At 36.2% G+C, this 18,954-nt stretch carries 23 protein-coding genes; 19 read left to right on the top strand and 4 right to left on the bottom strand.

Translation table 11 applies throughout. The features are described 5' to 3' along the window. The 3 genes from DN393_RS06755 (at position 1) to DN393_RS06745 (ending at position 1,450) form a co-directional block, all read left to right on the top strand. Positions 1–606 carry a DedA family protein gene (locus DN393_RS06755; protein WP_064473873.1) on the top strand — a complete coding sequence of 202 codons (606 nt, stop codon included), beginning with the start codon at positions 1–3 and terminating at the stop codon, positions 604–606. A 110-nt stretch (positions 607–716) separates the two neighbouring features. Beyond that, positions 717–1,085, top strand: a complete 369-nt coding sequence (locus DN393_RS06750; protein WP_064473872.1) for a DUF3992 domain-containing protein — start codon at positions 717–719, stop codon at positions 1,083–1,085. A gap of 20 nt (positions 1,086–1,105) precedes the next feature. Further along, a complete protein-coding gene (locus DN393_RS06745; RefSeq protein ID WP_000525803.1) occupies positions 1,106–1,450 on the top strand; it encodes a DUF3992 domain-containing protein in 345 nt (114 codons plus the stop codon). A gap of 59 nt (positions 1,451–1,509) precedes the next feature. Here DN393_RS06745 and DN393_RS06740 read toward each other — a convergent pair whose 3' ends face one another. Then, a complete protein-coding gene (locus tag DN393_RS06740; RefSeq protein ID WP_064473871.1) occupies positions 1,510–1,935 on the bottom strand; it encodes an S-Ena type endospore appendage in 426 nt (141 codons plus the stop codon). Positions 1,936–2,288: 353 nt separating this feature from the next. Here DN393_RS06740 and DN393_RS06735 point away from each other — a divergent pair, with 353 nt between their 5' ends. The 3 genes from DN393_RS06735 (at position 2,289) to DN393_RS31445 (ending at position 5,218) form a co-directional block, all read left to right on the top strand. Further along, positions 2,289–4,751, top strand: coding sequence for a LamG-like jellyroll fold domain-containing protein (locus DN393_RS06735; protein ID WP_064473870.1), 2,463 nt, complete (start codon positions 2,289–2,291; stop codon positions 4,749–4,751). A gap of 80 nt (positions 4,752–4,831) precedes the next feature. Next, entirely contained in the window at positions 4,832–5,035 is a 204-nt protein-coding gene (locus DN393_RS06730; protein WP_149173384.1) for a hypothetical protein, read from the top strand. Between the two features lie 12 nt (positions 5,036–5,047). Then, a complete protein-coding gene (locus tag DN393_RS31445; RefSeq protein WP_081257068.1) occupies positions 5,048–5,218 on the top strand; it encodes a hypothetical protein in 171 nt (56 codons plus the stop codon). Between the two features lie 28 nt (positions 5,219–5,246). Here the strand turns inward: DN393_RS31445 and DN393_RS06725 are convergent, their stop codons facing one another. Further along, positions 5,247–6,650, bottom strand: a complete 1,404-nt coding sequence (locus DN393_RS06725; RefSeq protein WP_064473869.1) for a branched-chain amino acid transporter BcaP — start codon at positions 6,648–6,650, stop codon at positions 5,247–5,249. Between the two features lie 180 nt (positions 6,651–6,830). Between DN393_RS06725 and DN393_RS06720 the strand changes: the two genes are divergently transcribed. The 9 genes from DN393_RS06720 (at position 6,831) to DN393_RS06680 (ending at position 14,633) form a co-directional block, all read left to right on the top strand. Continuing rightward, positions 6,831–8,054: a cation:proton antiporter gene (locus DN393_RS06720; RefSeq protein ID WP_064473929.1), complete on the top strand. Its 1,224-nt coding sequence runs from the start codon at positions 6,831–6,833 to the stop codon at positions 8,052–8,054. 124 nt (positions 8,055–8,178) lie between these two features. Next, positions 8,179–8,493 carry a hypothetical protein gene (locus DN393_RS06715; protein ID WP_064473868.1) on the top strand — a complete coding sequence of 105 codons (315 nt, stop codon included), beginning with the start codon at positions 8,179–8,181 and terminating at the stop codon, positions 8,491–8,493. 29 nt (positions 8,494–8,522) lie between these two features. After that, positions 8,523–9,386 (top strand): MurR/RpiR family transcriptional regulator, encoded by an 864-nt coding sequence (locus DN393_RS06710; protein WP_048562466.1) that lies wholly within the window; start codon positions 8,523–8,525, stop codon positions 9,384–9,386. 155 nt (positions 9,387–9,541) lie between these two features. Next, on the top strand, positions 9,542–10,426 hold the full coding sequence (gene murQ / locus DN393_RS06705; protein ID WP_064473867.1) for an N-acetylmuramic acid 6-phosphate etherase: 885 nt from the start codon (positions 9,542–9,544) through the stop codon (positions 10,424–10,426). Between the two features lie 35 nt (positions 10,427–10,461). Then, complete coding sequence (locus DN393_RS06700) at positions 10,462–11,826, top strand: PTS transporter subunit EIIC (protein ID WP_064473866.1); 1,365 nt, start codon at positions 10,462–10,464, stop codon at positions 11,824–11,826. Positions 11,827–11,874: 48 nt separating this feature from the next. Continuing rightward, positions 11,875–12,948 (top strand): DUF871 domain-containing protein, encoded by a 1,074-nt coding sequence (locus tag DN393_RS06695; protein WP_064473865.1) that lies wholly within the window; start codon positions 11,875–11,877, stop codon positions 12,946–12,948. Positions 12,949–13,100: 152 nt separating this feature from the next. After that, positions 13,101–13,505: a DoxX family protein gene (locus DN393_RS06690; protein WP_064473864.1), complete on the top strand. Its 405-nt coding sequence runs from the start codon at positions 13,101–13,103 to the stop codon at positions 13,503–13,505. Between the two features lie 156 nt (positions 13,506–13,661). Then, entirely contained in the window at positions 13,662–14,063 is a 402-nt protein-coding gene (locus DN393_RS06685) for a nuclear transport factor 2 family protein (protein WP_064473863.1), read from the top strand. 87 nt (positions 14,064–14,150) lie between these two features. Further along, positions 14,151–14,633: a DUF6241 domain-containing protein gene (locus DN393_RS06680; RefSeq protein ID WP_064473862.1), complete on the top strand. Its 483-nt coding sequence runs from the start codon at positions 14,151–14,153 to the stop codon at positions 14,631–14,633. A gap of 32 nt (positions 14,634–14,665) precedes the next feature. On the opposite strand, the gene DN393_RS06675 is transcribed toward DN393_RS06680, so the two are convergent. After that, a complete protein-coding gene (locus tag DN393_RS06675; protein WP_149173383.1) occupies positions 14,666–15,577 on the bottom strand; it encodes a DMT family transporter in 912 nt (303 codons plus the stop codon). A gap of 204 nt (positions 15,578–15,781) precedes the next feature. On the opposite strand from DN393_RS06675, the gene DN393_RS06670 reads away from it, so the two are divergent. Together DN393_RS06670 and DN393_RS06665 are read left to right on the top strand one after the other, a co-directional pair. Next, on the top strand, positions 15,782–16,276 hold the full coding sequence (locus tag DN393_RS06670; protein WP_000446100.1) for an Lrp/AsnC family transcriptional regulator: 495 nt from the start codon (positions 15,782–15,784) through the stop codon (positions 16,274–16,276). A gap of 128 nt (positions 16,277–16,404) precedes the next feature. Further along, positions 16,405–16,860 (top strand): N-acetyltransferase, encoded by a 456-nt coding sequence (locus DN393_RS06665; protein ID WP_064473860.1) that lies wholly within the window; start codon positions 16,405–16,407, stop codon positions 16,858–16,860. 67 nt (positions 16,861–16,927) lie between these two features. On the opposite strand, the gene DN393_RS06660 is transcribed toward DN393_RS06665, so the two are convergent. Continuing rightward, complete coding sequence (locus tag DN393_RS06660) at positions 16,928–17,698, bottom strand: SDR family NAD(P)-dependent oxidoreductase (RefSeq protein WP_064473859.1); 771 nt, start codon at positions 17,696–17,698, stop codon at positions 16,928–16,930. Positions 17,699–17,834: 136 nt separating this feature from the next. Between DN393_RS06660 and DN393_RS06655 the strand changes: the two genes are divergently transcribed. After that, on the top strand, positions 17,835–18,194 hold the full coding sequence (locus DN393_RS06655) for a MerR family transcriptional regulator (RefSeq protein WP_064473858.1): 360 nt from the start codon (positions 17,835–17,837) through the stop codon (positions 18,192–18,194). A gap of 413 nt (positions 18,195–18,607) precedes the next feature. After that, the gene (locus tag DN393_RS06650) at positions 18,608–18,952 is read left to right on the top strand and encodes a DMT family transporter (RefSeq protein ID WP_064473857.1); all 345 of its coding nucleotides are present in this window, start codon (positions 18,608–18,610) and stop codon (positions 18,950–18,952) included. The last annotated feature ends 2 nt before the right edge of the window (positions 18,953–18,954 follow it).

The raw sequence follows: 18,954 nt of genomic DNA, 5'->3' as shown, positions 1-18,954 counted from the left end.
ATGGAGCAAATTATTTTAGATATAATCGAGTTTTTAAAGCAGTTTTCTTATTTTGGAGTTGTGTTAGCATTAACGTTTGAATTTATTCCAGCAGAAGTAGTTTTACCCATGGTTGGGTATTGGGTGTACGAGGGAGATATGAATTTTTGGCTAGCTGTATTAGCTGGAACACTTGGCGGAACGACAGGACCGTTAACATTATACGCACTCGGTTATTACGGTGGTCGTCCTCTATTAATAAAATACGGAAAATACTTCTTTATTAAAGAAGAACAAATTCAAAAAGCAGATGATTTCTTTGAGAAATATGGGCCAGTTGTAGCATTTGTTGGACGCTTTGTACCGGGAGTTCGAACGCTTATTTCTGTTCCGTGTGGTATGGCGAAAATGAACATATGGAAATTTAGTATATATACATTCGTAGCAATGTTCCCGTTAACGACTTTATATGTCTATTTTGGAATGAAATTAGGTCCGCATTGGGAAAAGGCAGCGGATGTTGTTGGACAATATATGTTACCGATATTACTAGTCATAGTTATTATTGTAGGCGGTATATTAATCTATAAATTTATGAAAAAAAGAAACAGAACGGAATCTATCTAGTCATTAGTACAGGAGTTGTCTTATTTTTCGAAAATAGATGAATAGTACAGGCAAAAGACTCTGAAGGACATACACATATAGGGAATATAAAAGAGAGAGGGGAAACAACTATGTCTTGTGAGTGCTCAGGGTCAGCATTAACTTGTTGTCCAGATAAAAATTATGTACAAGATAAAGTGTGTAGTCCGTGGTCTGCTACTGTAGTTGCAACAGCAATTGATAATGTTCTTTATACAAATAATATTAACCAAAATGTAGTTGGTACTGGTTTTGTTAAGTATGATGTTGGTCCAGGTCCAATTACTGTAGAAGCGCTTGATTCTGCTGGGGCTACAATTGATACACAAACATTAAACCCAGGAACGAGTATCGCTTTTACGTATCGCCGCTTTGATAGTATACAAGTTGTGTTACCTGCAACACCTGGTGGAACGTATCAGGGAGAATTTTGTATTACAACACGTTATCCACTTTCATAGTAGAATAGGAGAGGATCGAAATGGGAATGAGAAGTTCCGGTTTGTCTTGTTGTTCTAATAAAACACTTGTGCAAGATCAAGTATGTACAGACTGGTCTATTACAGGTGCTGGTACTCAAATTGTATATACGAATAATATTACACAAGAAGTATATGGTTCAGGTTATGTGAAATATGATGTAGGCGCGAATCCCATTACAGTTGATTTTTTAGTAGGTGCTACAGTAGTTGATACAATTACTGTGCAACCACAAAGTAGCGGTACTTTCACTGTACGATACTTTACTACTGTCCGAATTACTACGACAGGAACAACTGTTAATCAAGGCGAGTTTTGTATTACAGTACGTTATCCAATTTCATAAAAAAGGCATACCGTAAATGGTATGCTTTTTTAAATTGAGAAAGTAATGAAATTGGTATTCTATAAGCAACATGTAAATTGGCAACAGTACTTGCCTTCTAAATATAGTGAAGGATTACTTTGTATATTAATAATACTGACTGATTGTAAGTCTTTTCCGGTGTAAGATATCGTATTGCCTGGAAACACAGTGAAAATATTGGTTACTGCTCCAACGATTTGAATTGTAATTGCTTCGGTGCTGCTAGTACTATTGTAAACCGATACAGTACCTGATATAAGTAGTATCCCATCACTTTGCCACAGTATCATTGATTGTAGTGCATCTTTGGTAGAGGGAATGGTGTTGTTAGTTATGAGGAAATTCCCTGCAAATTCATTTGTTACTCGCTCACAACTTGGATTTGGAGGAGGGGGCGGTGGACAAGGATCTGGACAAATGATAGATAAAGGAGCGAAACAGCCAATATTTTTTTTGTTCCTCAATAAAACCCCTCCTTTTTAAGTTGTCTTTTACTACTATTAAATGTAGAAGCATGGCCGATGTGTTAAGAAAAGAAGAAAATTTTAAAAATTAAGATTGTCTAATAGGCTTAAAGTTTAACTTATCATTAGTGTTATAGAAAAGATTATATGTGAATAGTCATAGGAAAAGAATGATCAGACTCTTTTAGATAAAAGGTGGTTGTATACAATAGTACGAGGAATGTTGGACTTAACTTGTAATTAACTGTATATTTACAAAAATCTAATAAAATTCATTTGTTATTTAAACGACATTAACATGTTTTAGATAAAATAGCCTTTGTAATGAATCAATTATTAGGAGGAGGATTCACGTGGAAAGAACAGCTTTACGAAAAGTAAAAGGTCTTATTGGATTATTAATGGTTTTTGTATTAGCATTTGTATCATTTCCGTGGAGTACATCAGTCAAAGCGGAAGAGAAGAAGCAAGAAAAGGCACCAAGTGAAAAGAAGATAGTTTTTCCAGTCGTAAGTGATGTACATATTAAAAATAGTGGAACGGATGATACGTTTCGCTGGAAAAGAGCGATTGAACAGTTCAATACGCTTGCACCAAAGCAAGATGCGTTCGTAATTGTGGGAGATTTTACTGATTCAGGATCGGTACAACAATATGATCGTTTCATGCAAGTATATAATGAGAATGCAAATAAAGATGCAGTACGAATGAATTCTCTAGGGAACCATGATTATTGGAACGGTTTATCTGTAGAGGGAGCGCAGAAGCGTTTCTTAGAAAAAACAGGTATGGAATCGATTTATTATCATAAAGTGGTGAAAGGGTATCACTTCCTTGTTATGTCTCCAGAGAACGAGACAACTCATGGATATTATTCAGACAAGCAAATTAATTGGCTAAAAGAAGAGATGGCAAAGGCGCAAAAAGATGATCCAGAAAAACCAATTTTCGTATTTTTACATCAACATATTAAAGATACAGTATACGGTAGTCAAGAATGGGGAACGAAAGATAGTGCAAAAATTAATGAGGTATTAAAACAATACCCACAAGTCATTACGTTTTCAGGTCATTCACATTATCCATTAGATGATCCAAGATCAATTCATCAAAAAGACTTTACATCAGTTGGCACATCTTCAGTAAGTTATATGGAGGTAGAGGGTGGCAAAGTGCAAGGGAATATTCCTTCAGAATCGCGTGCATTAAGCCAAGGTTTATTAGTAGAAGTAGATGATAAAGAAGTAACGATTAATCGCCGTGATTTCCATACAAATTCTTGGACAGGCGAGCCTTGGAAAATTAAATTACCATCAAAGAAAGACACATTTACATATGTAGAAGATCGCGATAAAGAAAGGCCACACTTTGCTAAGGATGCAAAGCTTGCGGTATCAAATGTAACAGAAAATGCAGCAACAGTAACATTCATGCAAGCGTTGGACAACCTTCTTGTTCATTCTTACCGTGTACAAGCTAGAGATAAGCAAACGGGAGAAATAAAGAATAAATTGTTAGCATTCTCAGAGTTTTATCGTGATCCAGTGCCGAAAGAACTGACATTTACGCTTGCAGGACTAGATGGCGGGAAAACATATACACTGGAAGTCGTTGCGATTGATTCATTCGGCAATGAAAGTGTACAACCATTAACGGCAGAAATTACTACGAAAAAAGATAATATTGACCCGAATGTGAAAGTACCAAAGGCGGATGTTTTTGATGTGAACTTTGCAGATGGTACATTTAAAGACAATTCATCATTTGGTACAAAAGGTGATGTTAAGGGTAATGTGACTATTGAATATGATAAAGCGTTGAAAAAGAATGTTATGAAGCTAAACGGAAAAGCAAATACATTTGGATATCTTCCGTTTTCAGCAGCGCAAAAAGAGAAAGTAGCAAATACATTTACGTTAGAAACTGTATTTTCAATGAATGAAATTCGCGGACAAGGTATTTTGCAAAATACAGAGAGCGGCGGAATTGGTTTTGAATCTACAGGAAGTGGTTATGTAGAATTATGGGCTCATATTGGTGGAAGTTATAAACGTGTTGGCGTTCAGTTAGAGGCTAATAAAACGTATCATTTAACAGGAACGTATAACGGAAGTGAAGTAGCAATTTACGTAGATGGTAAAAAAGTAAACAGCCAACCAGCTACAGGGAAAGTATATCACCCGAACGTACCATTTGCACTTGGTGCAGATCCAGATAGCAACGGGAATGGTGGTATTCCGTTAAATGGACAAATTGCGCTTGCGAAATTATATAGTAAAGCATTAAGTTCTTCAGAAGTATTAGCAGCGTATAATGAGTTTTCTAGTCGTACAAAATTAGAGCAAGTAAACGCGTTATATGAAGAGCTTGGGAAAGTGAAAGAAGTGTTAGCTGGTACGTATGAGTTTGGTGACAAACCAGGTCAATATTCAAAGGAAGCATTTCAAGCACTAGAGAAAAGCTATAACACTGCAAAGCAAGCATTTGAAAATGTAGGAAGTACTGGAGAGCAAATCGTTCAAACATATAACGAATTAAAAACAGCTAATGTAACATTTGTACAATCTAAAGTAGCAGAAGAACAACCGAAAACACCGAAAGAAAAATTACAAATCAATATTGAAACTGCAAAAGCAGTGGTGAAAAAAGCACAAGCTGCAAATGTAACGGATGGTTCAGTGAAATCATTGAGTCAAAAAATTACAGTGGCAGAAGCTGTATTAAAAGATGCGAAAGTAAAAGATGCACAAGTAGAAACGATGAATCGTACGGTGGAATATGCGATTTCACTCGTTGAAAAAAGCATAAACAAATAAGAGAGAAGAAAAAGAAGCTTATCATGATAGGCTTCTTTTTTGTTATACTAAAAATAGTATAGAATGAGGGAGCGAATAATTTGGAAGAGAAAAAGCTAAAAAGAATTCTTGAATATGTATGGATCGCGGTTGTGCTCCTTGTAGGGTTTTATTTCTTAAAAGAGAAAAGTATATGGGTTCTATTTTTAATGACGTTTTTATTAGCGGGCTTAGGCACGTTATTTATTAATTTCTTCTTTGATAGTCTAAATGCATGGAAGAAGAAAAAGAAGGGAACGAAGTAAAGGAGGGAATATATGCAAAAGTGGAAGCTCATATATCAGGTGCTTCTTTTCATAGTGCTTGTAGGTATTGGCATTTTAAAATATTCTACACCGATAGGAAATTGGGCATCGTTTACAGCTTGCATCGGCATATTTTTCATTTTACAATCGTTAACGAAAAAATATAATAATACAGAAAGATAGCTCACCGTTTTATCGGCGAGCTATTTTGTTATGCTTTTTTCTCTTCATCATTTGTTTTTTCAGTAGCTAAATGACTATGTTTTCTAGAGTAGAAGAAATAGAAACATAAGCCAACTATAAGCCAAGCTATAAAGCTAATCCATGTCGTTTTAGACAAATTAATCATCAAATATAAACAGCAAAGAATTGCGACAACTGGTAATACAGGTACGAAAGGTGTACGGAATCCGCGTTTTAAGTTAGGGTGTGTTTTTCGTAAAATAAGTACCGCGCAGCAAACGAATGTAAAGGCTGTTAGCGTACCGATGTTCACTAAATTAGCAAGTAGATGTAGGTCTAGAAGCCCTGCTAATAAAGCGGCAACAACACCAGTGATCCATGTGTTTAATAAAGGGACTTTTACTCTTTTATTTACACGTGCTAGCGCTTTTGGAAGTAGTCCGTCGCGGCTCATCGCATAAGAAACGCGAACTTGTCCGTACATAACGACTAAGAGAACGGTTGTCATTCCAGTCATCGCTCCAACAGCGAGAAGTCCTGCAATTGTATCTTCGCCAACGAAATGTAAGGCAAACGCAACTGGATCAGAAACATCTAATTGTGTATACGGAACCATACCTGTTAAAACGAAAGATACAATCATGTATAAAACAGTACAAATAAGAAGGGAACCGATAATGCCAATTGGTAAATCGCGCTGTGGTTTTTTCGTTTCTTCTGCAGCGGTTGCGATTGCATCAAAGCCTAAGAAGGCGAAGAATACAGTGGCAGCTCCAGTAATGATACCGTCGTATCCGAATGGAATGAACGGCGTCCAATTTTCAGGTTTTACATATTTTGCGCCTGCTACGATAAAGGCGATAATAACAGCTAACTTGATAAGAACCATAACATTATTAATGCGTGCGCTTTCGCGTATACCGAAACTTAAAAGTCCCGTAATGAGTAGTAAAATACAAACAGCCGGTAAATCGATAATGCCGCCTTTTCCTACGCCAGGGGCCGAGGCGATTATGGCGGGCAGATGGATGTTAAATCCTTGGAGTAAAGATTGTAAATAACCAGACCAACCGACAGCTACAGCCGCGACTGCAAGTAAATATTCGAGCATTAAACACCAGCCGACGATGAAGGCGACGACTTCTCCGACTGTCATGTATGCGTAAGTATACACACTTCCTGAGACAGGAATAGAAGAAGCAAATTCGGCATAACAAAAGGCTACACAAGCACAAGTAAATGCAGCAATAAGGAATGATAACATAATACCAGGACCAGAATGTTTCGCTGCGACAATACCTGTTAATACAAAGATCCCTGTCCCAATTACGGCGCCAATCCCTAAAAATGTTAAATCGAGTGCCGTTAATGTTCTATCTAGCTGCCGTGGTGATTCAGTACTAAGCGGTTTTTTTCGTAATAATGACTTCACTTTGGACTCTCCCCCCGTTTTTTCATTTCCATAACTGCGAATATAGTATGAGCCCACTAGAAAAGAGTATGTAAGTAAATGGAGGTACAGTTATGGTAGGTTGTTTTTTAAAATTGCTGGATTAATTTTATTATAATTCAGAATATTTTGTCAAATAAAAATGTGACAAATAAAATGCGAATGAATAGGGGAAACTACTGGCAGGAATGGACGAGGGTTAACAGAGTGGCAAAACCACTCATAAAAGTTTCACTTTATAAAGTAGGAGAAGATGTTATGTTATTTTATTTTGAACTTGTCGTCATTTTACTTTGTACGAAATTAGCTGGTGATATTAGCGTTAGGCTTGGCCAGCCTTCTGTACTTGGTAAATTAATCGTTGGTATTATTATCGGTCCGGCTGTGCTTGGTATTATTAATAGTTCTGAACTCATTGATGAACTGAGTGAAATTGGTGTTTTACTACTTATGTTTATGGCAGGGCTTGAAACAGATTTAGAAGAGTTAAATCGGAATTTGAAATCTGCATTCGCAGTAGCGATGGGGGGAATCATTTTCCCATTCCTTGGTGGATATTTAGCGGGACTTGCGTTTGGAATGTTACAGTCGCATGCGATCTTTTTAGGGTTATTACTTTGTGCTACTTCGGTTAGTATTTCTGTTCAAACATTAAGAGATTTAGGGAAAATGAATACGAGAGAAAGTACGACGATTTTAGGAGCAGCTGTATTTGATGATGTAATTGTCGTTATTTTATTAGCATTTGTGATGAGTTTTTTAGGTACACAAGATGTAAATGTAACGCTTGTCATTGCAAAGAAAATTATCTTTTTTGTAAGCATCGTTTTTATCTCTTGGAAAGTTGTTCCATGGATTATGAAAATGCTTGTGCCACTTCGTGTAACAGAAGCATTAATTAGTGCAGCACTTATTATTTGTTTCTCTTTTTCGTATTACAGTGAAATGATGGGAATCGCCGGTATTATTGGAGCATTTGCAGCCGGAATTGCCATTTCGCAAACAGAGTATAAGCACGAAGTAGAACATAAAATTGAACCGATTGCTTATGCGATATTTGTACCGGTGTTCTTCGTAAGTATTGGAATGGAAATTACATTTCAAGGTATCGGAAGCCAGCTTTGGTTTATTATCATCATGACGCTTATTGCAATTTTTACAAAGTTAATCGGATCAGGTTTAGGAGCAAGACTGACAGGATTCAACCTTCAATCTTCTATTAGTATTGGTGCGGGGATGGTCTCGCGCGGAGAAGTGGCGCTTATTATCGCAGCGAATGGACTTGCGGCAAATTTATTAGCGAAAGAAAATTTCACAGCGATTGTTATTGTTGTTATATTAACGACGATTATTACGCCGCCGCTTTTGAAAAAATATTTTGTATAGAGAGGAAGAGCTTATCTGATGTAGGTAAGCTCTTTTTTTATTGGAAAAAGCAATAGTCATATAGCGTGAATAGGTTGTAATTATGGTAAAATCTACGTATATGATAAGTCGAGGAGAGAAATGTGTGAGGATTACGAAGGGGAAGGTTATCGGTGTAACCATACTTATTGCGCTATGTATACCATTTACTGCATGGAAAGAGTCAAAAGTGAAAGACTTTCCAGTTTCTATTTTTTCTTCCTATGTAGAAGACGAAAACCCGAAAGACTATAAGTACACTGCTTTTGTACCTGATTTTGCAATTTGGATACATGGATGGGAAGAACAGCAATCTGAAGGTGAAATAACTTCATATAAAAAAGGGGATCGAACTGTAATTGTTCACCATCCTCCTGGCGATGATGGTTTTTATCTTTTTGAAGCAAGAGAAAATAAGTGAAAGCAACCGCAAGAAGTGGAGGTTAAATAGTGAAAGCTTCAACATTACTATTTAAAATTGAAAGTAATATGGATCAATTTTCACCAGCTGAAAAGAAGGTTGCCATGTACATAATGGGGAATGCAGAGATTGTTCCGAACTTAACGACGAAAGAAGTGTCAACGAATGCAGGCGCAAGTGAGGCGAGTGTTGTTCGCTTTTGTAAGTCGATTGGGATTGGGAGCTTTAAAGCATTTAAAATCGCGCTCGTTCGTGAATTGACGATTGCTGATTATAATATTAATGATTTTTCAGTTATGAATACGGAAGATGGACCGTATGACTTGTTTAATAAAGTTACGTATGTGAATAAAGCTGCAATTGAGGCGAGCGTTACGGCGATAGATAAAAAAGAACTTGAGAAAGCTGCAGATCGTATTGTAAATGCGGATAAAATTATATTTTATGGAGTAGGCGGATCAGCTACTCCGGCGATGGACGGGGCTTATAAATTTACAAGGCTCGGATTTACAGCGATGATGCTATCTGATTTTCATATGATGTTGCCGCTTGTAACGAATTTAAAAGAGGGCGATATATTTGTTGCGATTTCAACATCTGGTCGTACGAAAGATGTACTTGAAATGGCGCAATATGCGAAGAGACAAGGTGCAACAGTTATTGCGATTACAAAGCTTGACCAATCATCACCGTTATATAAAGAGGCGGATATTCGTCTTTGTATGCCAGATGTAGAGCAAGATCATCGTATTGCAAGTATTGCTTCTAGAATGACACAACTGAATATGATTGATGCTTTATATGTGATTACTTTTAATCGTATTGGTAATAAAGTGTTGGATCAATTTATGGAGACGCGAGAAGAAGCAGTGCGGTTACGGAAGTTAAAGTAGAAGAAAAGATGAGGGGACTCATCTTTTTTATTATCTTTGACACAAATATGTCATGTTATGAAATTTTATTTCATAACATAAGAAAGTAATATTGATTTTTAATTTCTTAAAGTTATAATAAAAGTGTGAAATATAATTTCAAAGAGGGTGGCAATATGTTAGAAAATTTATCGACAGAACACCGTAATGAGAAAACGACGAATCTAGATGAGATGAGTATAAAAGAAGTGTTACAGAGTATGAATGAAGAAGATCGAACTGTTGCGTTAGCAGTTGAAAAAGAGATAGAACAAATTGAAAAGGTCGTACAGACTGTTATTAAATCTTTTGAAGCAGAGGGCCGATTAATTTATATTGGGGCTGGTACGAGTGGTCGTTTAGGTATTTTAGACGCAGTGGAATGCCCGCCGACATTTGGCACAGACGATAAAATGGTGCAAGGATTTATAGCAGGTGGATTGAAAGCGTTTACTAAGGCAGTAGAAGGTGCCGAAGATCGCGAAGAGTTAGCAGAAGAAGATTTGAAAAGTATTGGATTAAACGAGAAAGATACAGTGATTGGTATTGCCGCAAGTGGTAGAACCCCTTACGTAATTGGCGGATTGAAATACGCACATAGTGTGGGAGCTAGTACAGCGAGTATTTCTTGTAATAAAAATGCTGAAATAAGTAAGTATGCAAAACTCAATGTAGAAGTGGAGACAGGCGCAGAAATATTAACAGGCTCAACACGTTTGAAGGCTGGTACAGCGCAAAAATTAGTGCTTAATATGATTTCAACAGCGTCAATGATTGGTGTAGGAAAAGTATATAAAAACTTAATGGTAGATGTTCAATCTACGAATGAAAAGTTAGTAGAACGATCAAAACGAATTATTGTGGAAGCAACAGGAGCTAGTTATGAAGTAGCGGCAGATTATTACGAAAAAGCAAAGCGTAACGTGAAAGTTGCTATCGTTATGGCATTACTACAGTGTGAGTATGGGGAAGCAAAAGAAAAACTAAAAGAAGCGAAAGGCTTTGTGAAGAAGGCATTATAAAGTGAAACGATAAGAATAGGGAGGGGGATTCTATTATGAAGAAAGAAGAGAGAATGGCCAAAGAAATTTCGGAGCAACTTGGGGGAATAAAAAATATTCGTGGCATTGCTCATTGTATGACGAGACTGAGGTTAACGCTTCATGATGAAAGTAAAGTGAATATGGATCTTTTGAAAAAAGTTGAAGGCGTTATGGGCGTCATTGAAGATGAAACACTTCAAGTAGTTGTTGGTCCAGGAACGGTAAATAAAGTAGCAGCCGAAATGGAAGTTTTAACAGGAGTAAGAATTGGTGAGGTTGCAGATCATCATCTTGAAGATATTGGTCAAGAGATTAAATCAGAGATGAAGAAGAAAAATAATACACCAGTGAAGAACTTTTTACGAAAAATAGGTAACATTTTTATTCCGTTAATACCTGGTCTTGTTGCGTCAGGAATTATAAACGGGGTTGCTAACTTCGCGAAAAACGCAGGTGCTGATCCGAATGCAACATGGCTACAAATGTTACTACTTATTGGCGGCGGTATCTTTACATTTTTAGGGATTTTAGTCGGTTGGAATACAGCGAAAGAATTTGGCGGGACACCCGTTCTTGGAGCGATTGCGGGTATTTTAATTTTCAATCCAGCGATGGCAAATGTGAAATTATTTGGTGAAGCAATGGTACCCGGGCGGGGCGGATTGTTTGCAGTTATTTTTGCAGCATGGCTTATGGTAGTAGTTGAGAGAAGAGTACGAAAAGCAGTGCCGAATGCAGTTGATATTATTGTAACACCGCTTATTACTGTATTAGCTGTAAGTATAGTAACGATGTTAGCGATTCAGCCAGCAGCGGGATTTTTATCTGATGGTATTACGAGCGGTATTAACGCAATTTTAAATGTTGGTGGGGCATTTGCTGGAGCAGTGCTAGCAGGAACGTTTTTACCACTCGTTATGGTCGGATTACACCACGGTTTAACACCGATTCATATGGAATTTATTAATCAAACGCACGTAACACCTTTATTACCAGTACTGGCGATGGCTGGTGCTGGGCAAGTGGGCGCAGCAATTGCGATTTATGTAAAAACAAAAAATAAACGACTTCGTAACGTAATTAAAGGTGGATTACCAGTTGGGTTTTTAGGAATTGGCGAACCATTATTATACGGGGTTACATTACCACTTGGGAAACCGTTTATTACCGCTTGTTTAGGAGCGGCCGTCGGTGGTGCATTCCAGGCAGTTATGAAAACGGCTTCACTCGGAATTGGCGTATCAGGATTATCTTTAATCCCGTTAATCGCTGACAATAAATATTTATTATATTTCCTTGGGTTAGTAGTGGCATATACTTTTGGATTTATCTTTACGTACTTCTTCGGATTTAAAGAAGAAATGGCAGAAAACATATAGAGAAAGGGATTCCTTTCTCTTTTTCTATTCATAGAAAGGGAGATTTATATGATAGGAGTTTCAATTTATCTTTCAAAAGAGCGAGTAAAGAAGCAAGAAGAGTGGCTAAAAGTGGCGAAGGAAAACGGGTTTTCGTCTATTTTTACATCACTTCATATTCCGGAAGATGATCCGGATACGTATAAAGAGTTAATTCAAATATTAGGGAAACAGGCTCTCGAAAATGAAATGGAATTAATGGTCGATGTCTCTCCAAAATCGTTACACCATTTAGGAATGACGTACGAAAATGTCGAAGAGTTAGTAGATTGGGGCATTACTGGTTTACGAATGGACTACGGCATCACGCCGAAAGAAATCACACGCGTATCTCATAAAATGAAAGTAGCTTTAAATGCGAGTACGATTACAGATTCATTTTGGAAAGAGTTAACCATAGAAAATATAAAAGTAGAGAATGTAGAAGCGTGGCATAATTTTTATCCGCGCCCAGAAACAGGACTAGCAAAATCATTCTTACAAAAACAAAACGAATACTTACATGAGTGCGGAATAAAAACGATGGCATTTATTCCGGGAGATGGTGAAAAACGTGGTCCGTTATATGAAGGCTTACCAACATTAGAAAAGCACCGCAATATGCGCCCGCTGGAAGCGTACTTAGAACTTGTACAAGATTGTGGTGTCGATAAGGTGCTAATTGGGGATATAAACGGAAGTCTAGAAAGTGTACAAGAGATAGCGAGTGCGAGTAGAGGAATTATTCCGCTGCGGTATGAGCAATTGATAAAGAAAAGTGAAATATTTAAAATGGTAGAACAAGTGCATACAAATAGACTAGATCCAGCTCGTGATGTCATTCGTTCTGTAGAATCGCGAGAGGAGCATAAAGTGATTTTACAGCCGATGGATGCCATCGCAAGAAAGAAAGGCAGCATTACAATTGATAATGAATTGTACGGTAGATATGCTGGAGAGATGCAAGTTGTTGTAAATGATTTACCTGTAGATGAGAAAGTGAATGTTGTCGGAATGGTTGTGGAAGAGGACGTGCCGTTATTGCCTTATATTGGTGCTGGAAAAAACTTTCAACTTTTTCTGTGTGATAGAGTAAAAGCTTGAATTTATGCTATTTTATAAAAGACATTATTCGTAAAACGGATAATGTTTTTTGTTTTCTTTAAAAAAAGCATTTGACGAATGAAAAGAAATACCGTATTGTTTTGTCTTGTGAATAAATGTTCACGATAACAAAACAAAAAGGAGAGTTCAAAATGAATCAATATATTGGGAATTTAATTATTCGTATCGTGTTAGGAGTTACGTTCTTTGCACACGGTTTAGCAAAGTTTCAATCAGGTATAGATAACGTAGCAGGATGGTTTACAAGTATCGGTTTACCAGGTGGTCTTGCATATGGCATAGCGACAGTTGAATTAGTTGGTGGTATATTATTAATTATCGGTTTAGGCGTAAGATATGTAGGATTGTTATTTGCTCTTATTTTAGCTGGAGCTATCGTAAAGGTAAATGGAGCAGCAGGTTTATTAGGAGATGGAAAGAATCCAGGGTATGAATTAGATCTTGCATTATTAGCAATGGGTGCGTATTTATTCGTTGTAAAAGCAGAAGGGTATGTAGATCGTTTCTTAAAGGAGAAAGTAATGAAAGCGAAGTAAACTTATTTATAAATTGTTGACTTGAATCATTAATGTAACTATAATGATTACAACTAGTGGATTAAGGATAAAATTATTTAAATATTTTTTTACACAAGTTGTAACATACATGGTTACAACTTGTGTAAAAAAATAAATAAAACGGGAGGAAGTAACATGCCTAAATCAAATTTAGAAATTATTCGAAGCACGTATGAAGGGTCAGCTTCTTCAAATGCAAAACATTTAGTAGAAGCCCTCTCTGAAAAAGTAGAATGGACAGAAGCAGAAGGTTTCCCGTACGGCGGAACGTATATAGGTGTAGAAGCAATAATGGAAAATGTATTTAGCCGATTAGGATCAGAATGGGATGATTATAAAGCGAGTGTAAATACGTACCATGAAGTAAACGGAAAAGATGTAATCATTGCTGAAGGTGTTTATTCAGGAGTTTATAAAGAAACGGGAAAATTGTTTGAAGCAGAATTTGTTCATATATGGCAGATTGAAAATGGAAAAATAATAAAATTCAAGCAATATGTGGATAGTTACATTGTGCGAGAAGCGATGAAGGTTTAAAATGGAATAAGGAAACAAATGGAATCGGCTGTGCGCAGGCGATTCCATTTGTTTATGTGATTATTAGGGGAATGGGGAATACATAATATGAAAAAATGGATTATAGGGACAATTACAATCATTGTAATTGCGATAGGAGCTGTATTCGGTGTTACGAAACTTCTTAATTATATAGAAGAAGAGGAGAAGAGTCTGAAAGCACAAAATGTAACGGGGCAACAAGGGAAGAAAGCAAAGGAAGAGAAGCCACAATTTAGTGAGGATGAAATTATTTCTACCATGCATAGGATGGTACATCAAAAAGTGAAATCCTCTGAAAAATGGGGATTTATTGAAATGACAAATAAGGAAATTGTTAGTGCCAAGAAGGCAGTAGAAAGCAGTACAAATTTTAAACATAAGTCAAAGCTACTTGCCACTTTAGAGCGTTGGGAGAAAGGGGATTTTTCACAAACGGTTGAGGAGCATAACTTTTTGTGGGAAATTCAAGGTGGTGATACTGGAAAGGCAACAGAACGTTTATCGCCAGAAGAAGAAAAGCAGTATGTGAAAGAAATGAAAGGTAAATAAAAACATCGCCACTTTGATGGCGATGTTTTTGATTAAGAATGTTTTCGCATTAAAGCTCTAGTTGGCTGAACAGCAACTGTTTTGAAATGAGAAAATAAATAACATCCAGTCACAACAATCATTGTCCCTAAAATTTGTATCCATGTTAGTTCTTCGCCGAGGAAAAGGAATGCTAAAATAGCTGTAAAAATCGGATTGAAGTTTAGAAAAATACCGGATGTAGTCGCTCCTAATTTTTGCACGCCAATATTCCAAAACACCATACAAAGAACTGTGGAAATAAGCCCAGTATATAAAAGTGATGTTAGGAAAGAAGTATTTATGTTTGTAACAGTGAAGCTCCCTATGTTAAATGGCAGTAATAAAATAACGCCGAAAATACCAGAGTATAATGTTGCCATGAGCGGTGTAGTTGTTTTTGTTGCCCATTTACTACAAACAGAATACATTCCCCAAATACAAACAGCCGCCATCATCCATAAATCTCCGCTATTAAAATGTAGTGAAAATAGAAGTGTAAAATTTCCTTTTAAAAGGACGAGAACCACCCCAAAGAATGAAAGAATCATGGATAGAATTTGAAGTGTATTTACTTTTTCTTTTAGAAATAATACTGAAAATAATGCAATTGAAATCGCATTTAATGTAGAAATAAGCCCTACATTCGTTGCGGATGTTTTTTCTAGTGCTAGAAATTGAAAGATGTTAAAAAGAGCGACCCCTGAAATCCCCATTAGTAGTAACGGAAGTATTGCAGCACGTGGTGGAATGATTTTCTTTTCTTTAAACCAAACCATCGGTAATAAACAAACGATCGCAATCATCCATCTTAAACTTGTAAGTGTCATCGGAGACGCGTGATTAACGAGTGATTTTCCAACGACGAAATTTCCTCCCCATAATAAGCTCGTTAGTAATAGTAAAAAGACATAAAAATAAGGCATACTAAAATCCCCTTTGTTTTAATCAATGTGAATTGTAAATAATTTTAGCATTTTTCTTTATTGTGTAATATATTCTTTTGTATAATGGGAAAAAGTCGATAAAATATTCTGTTACAAATGTTATTTGTAGAAGGATATTCAGTTTTATATAAGTTATAAGGCGTTTTTTCGAATAATCATCGGTAAGAAAAAGGGGGCGTTTTGATGGAGTCATCTGTTATTAAAGTGTTAGATGATTTAGATGTACAAATTTTAGATATATTGCAGAAGGAATCACAAGTAAGTAATGCAGAGCTTGCGCGACGCGTTAATTTATCACCAGCTGCGATGCATGCGAGAATAAAAAGATTAGATGGAGAAGGTTTCATTGATAAGCAAGTAGCCATTTTAAATCAAGAAAAACTCGGTTTTGATTTGTTATGCTTCATTTTTATGAGTACAAATATTCATCAATCGGATAAACTTGACGTGTTAGAAAAAGAATTAGAAGCGATGCCTGAAGTGTTAGAGTGTCACTGTTTAACAGGAGAGTATGATTACTTATTAAAGGTTGCAAATCGTGATCGTAAAGAGCTGGAGCAGTTTATTAGAAAGCTGAATAAGCTTGGTATTACAAGGATACAGACGAGTTTAGCACTTCGTGAAATTAAATATTCGACAGTATTACCGATCCGAAATGAGGAACCGAGTATCGATTAGATTGCTTGGTTTTTTGTTTGTATAAATTGATTGACGAGGAGAAAGGAGAGATGTATTATTATATAAAATTATGTATTAAAATACGATTTGAGTTATAAATATTAATATCGGGGGCAAGGGGATAGAATATGAAAATCTTTAATGCGGTTACGAGTGATGTGAAAGAAATTTATAGTCTCATTGAAGTTTATGCAAAAGAGGGAGTGGTTTTACCGCGTTCTCTTTTATCTCTCTATCAATATTTACAATGTTTATATGTTGTGAAAGAAAGCGATGAGATTGTTGGGGTTGCTGGTTTACATGTGTTAGGGGAGGACCTTGCAGAAGTCCGTTCTTTAGTCGTTTCGCATACATATGCAGGGAAAGGAATCGGGCGTATGTTAGTGAACCATGTAATAAATGAGGCAGCGAAAATAAAAGTGAGCAGAGTCATTTCTTTAACATATGAAACGGGATTTTTTCAAAAGTGCGGGTTTGATTTTGTGAATAGAGAGGCGCTACCAGAGAAAGTATGGATTGATTGTAGACATTGTCCAAAGGTTGATTATTGTGATGAGGTGGCGATGATTCGATATGTTGGATGAAATTTTCAGAGAGAAAAAAGTCCCACTATTATTTACGTAATAGTGGGACTTTATATTTTAGGGGGAATTAAGAACTCGAATTCGTTTTTCTTACTGCAAAATTAAAAATGGGATTTTTAAGCTCATAGTTATAAGTAGAACCATCGACAAGCCCTACAACTTTATCACTATCGTAAAGATCAAGCATAAATTGTGCCATTTGTTTTGCAGTGTGGAATTTCGGTACAACATTATTGTATTCGAACTCATCAATATCAAATGAACGTTTTGCAAATTCTGTTTCAGTTGCAGCAGGTGCTAAAACTTTGGCTTGCAGTTTTGCACCTTGTTCTTTCAATTCGTGAGATAAACCTTCTGTAAATGCACTTACATAGAATTTCGTAGCGCAATACGTAACAGCATCAGCAACAATTGTGTATCCACCGCCTGATGAAATGTTAATAAGTTGCGTGCCATCAACCATGGAATAATCTCGAACGAAAAGTGAAGAGAGTATGGTTAATGCCTCTATATTTACATGTAACATCGTTTCAATTTTATTTAAATTTTGTTCAGCAATTGAGGCGAAATTACCAAACCCTGCGTTGTTAATCCACGTTTCAATTTGAAAGGCTTGTAGGTCTTCATAAAGCTTATAAACATTTTCCATGATAGATAAATCAGTTCTTCGAATAACAACATCTAATTCTGGATTCATTTCGTTAATTTTTAATTTTAATCTGTCTAATTCTTCTTGTCTTCGAGCTACAAGTATTAAATTTTTTCCACGAGATGCAAAGGCTAAAGCCGATTCATAGCCAATTCCAGAACTAGCACCAGTAATAACAGTGTATTTCATATAAAATCCCCCTAAGTTCAAATAAATGTATTATGGTTAGATTTTATTTGTTAGAGTATACTCTAAGTCAAATGTTTTTTATCAATTTGATAAGGCTATAAAATGTATGAGGATGAGTATGTGGAGGAGTGAGAGTATGTATACAATTAGCGAGGTGGCTAAATTAATAGGAGTGAGCACACATACACTACGTTATTATGAAAAGGAAAATATATTAATTGCAAATCGCGATACAAATGGGAATCGACTTTATGAAGAGTCACATATAAAGTGGTTGCAGTTTGTCATGAAATTAAAACAAACGCAAATGCCAATAGCGAAAATAAGAGAATATGCCAGGTTATATTTAGAAGGGGAGCATACAACCGAAGATCGTTTACAACTCCTAGAAGATCATAAGAAATCTATTCAGATTCAAAGAGAAAACTTAGTCATTACAGAAAAGATGCTTGAGAATAAAATTATTGCATACAAGGCATCTTTGGAAAATAAATAGAAAACATAATCCGTTCCTTAGTTATATGATAAAAATGGATTGGATCTCATAGTGTGCTGGCAAATAAAAAAGAGCAGCTAGCAAAAGCTAACTGCTCTATTAAAGGGATCTCTCCAAGGGGGAGTGGAGAAAATATTATGTTACTAGCAGTATTAACAGATTATTAGGAAATATACAAATCGGATGAAAGAAATTTTAAATAATCTTTCGGTATTGACAGTTTTTAAAATATTCATGTACAATATTTATGAATGACATTCAGTCATTTTTCAGCGGAAGGATATAGTTAGCTCGGAAATGGAACAAATATAATGGTAAATGAGGATGATAGTTGTTTTATATATAGTAGTGATGAAAGAGAATATTTTTTTAAAACAGAAATGACTGATAGTCAGTCATAAGAGGTGAGAGGTATGAAAAATAGAGCTTGGTTATATGTCATATTAACATGTATCTTTGAAATTTTTTGGGTGTTTGGTTTTAATACAGCCGATACTTGGTGGCATTGGATTATTATTTTAGGAGTTATCGCTGTTGATTTTTATTTTCTTTCTAAAGCGTGCGAACATCTTGCGACAGGGACTGTATATGCCATCTTTGCTGGAGCTGGTACTGTAGGTACTTTCTTAATGGATGTATTCCTTTTCGGCGGAAGTTTCAGCGTAGGAAAACTATTCTTTATCGTGATGGTTGTAGCTGGCGTTATCGGTTTAAAGCTAGCTGATAATAAAGAAGAAACTGTGGAAGGAGCTGCTTAAAG

Source organism: Bacillus sp. BPN334, assembly GCF_008368885.1.
Classification (GTDB): domain Bacteria; phylum Bacillota; class Bacilli; order Bacillales; family Bacillaceae_G; genus Bacillus_A; species Bacillus_A wiedmannii.
The sequence above is the reverse complement of the archived record's forward strand: the minus strand, read 5'-3'. Positions and strand labels throughout refer to the sequence as shown.

What these genes read in the sequence shown, in the direction of transcription:
- DN393_RS06660 (WP_064473859.1), bottom strand. Translation starts at nt 17,698, where the DNA reads ATGAAATACACTGTTATTACTGGTGCTAGTTCTGGAATTGGCTATGAA.
- DN393_RS06655 (WP_064473858.1), top strand. Translation starts at nt 17,835, where the DNA reads ATGTATACAATTAGCGAGGTGGCTAAATTAATAGGAGTGAGCACACAT.
- DN393_RS06680 (WP_064473862.1), top strand. Translation starts at nt 14,151, where the DNA reads ATGAAAAAATGGATTATAGGGACAATTACAATCATTGTAATTGCGATA.
- DN393_RS06700 (WP_064473866.1), top strand. Translation starts at nt 10,462, where the DNA reads ATGAAGAAAGAAGAGAGAATGGCCAAAGAAATTTCGGAGCAACTTGGG.
- DN393_RS06670 (WP_000446100.1), top strand. Translation starts at nt 15,782, where the DNA reads ATGGAGTCATCTGTTATTAAAGTGTTAGATGATTTAGATGTACAAATT.
- DN393_RS06755 (WP_064473873.1), top strand. Translation starts at nt 1, where the DNA reads ATGGAGCAAATTATTTTAGATATAATCGAGTTTTTAAAGCAGTTTTCT.
- DN393_RS06695 (WP_064473865.1), top strand. Translation starts at nt 11,875, where the DNA reads ATGATAGGAGTTTCAATTTATCTTTCAAAAGAGCGAGTAAAGAAGCAA.
- DN393_RS06675 (WP_149173383.1), bottom strand. Translation starts at nt 15,577, where the DNA reads ATGCCTTATTTTTATGTCTTTTTACTATTACTAACGAGCTTATTATGG.
- DN393_RS06720 (WP_064473929.1), top strand. Translation starts at nt 6,831, where the DNA reads ATGAATAGGGGAAACTACTGGCAGGAATGGACGAGGGTTAACAGAGTG.
- DN393_RS31445 (WP_081257068.1), top strand. Translation starts at nt 5,048, where the DNA reads ATGCAAAAGTGGAAGCTCATATATCAGGTGCTTCTTTTCATAGTGCTT.
- DN393_RS06665 (WP_064473860.1), top strand. Translation starts at nt 16,405, where the DNA reads ATGAAAATCTTTAATGCGGTTACGAGTGATGTGAAAGAAATTTATAGT.
- DN393_RS06745 (WP_000525803.1), top strand. Translation starts at nt 1,106, where the DNA reads ATGGGAATGAGAAGTTCCGGTTTGTCTTGTTGTTCTAATAAAACACTT.
- DN393_RS06690 (WP_064473864.1), top strand. Translation starts at nt 13,101, where the DNA reads ATGAATCAATATATTGGGAATTTAATTATTCGTATCGTGTTAGGAGTT.
- DN393_RS06685 (WP_064473863.1), top strand. Translation starts at nt 13,662, where the DNA reads ATGCCTAAATCAAATTTAGAAATTATTCGAAGCACGTATGAAGGGTCA.
- murQ (WP_064473867.1), top strand. Translation starts at nt 9,542, where the DNA reads ATGTTAGAAAATTTATCGACAGAACACCGTAATGAGAAAACGACGAAT.
- DN393_RS06650 (WP_064473857.1), top strand. Translation starts at nt 18,608, where the DNA reads ATGAAAAATAGAGCTTGGTTATATGTCATATTAACATGTATCTTTGAA.
- DN393_RS06750 (WP_064473872.1), top strand. Translation starts at nt 717, where the DNA reads ATGTCTTGTGAGTGCTCAGGGTCAGCATTAACTTGTTGTCCAGATAAA.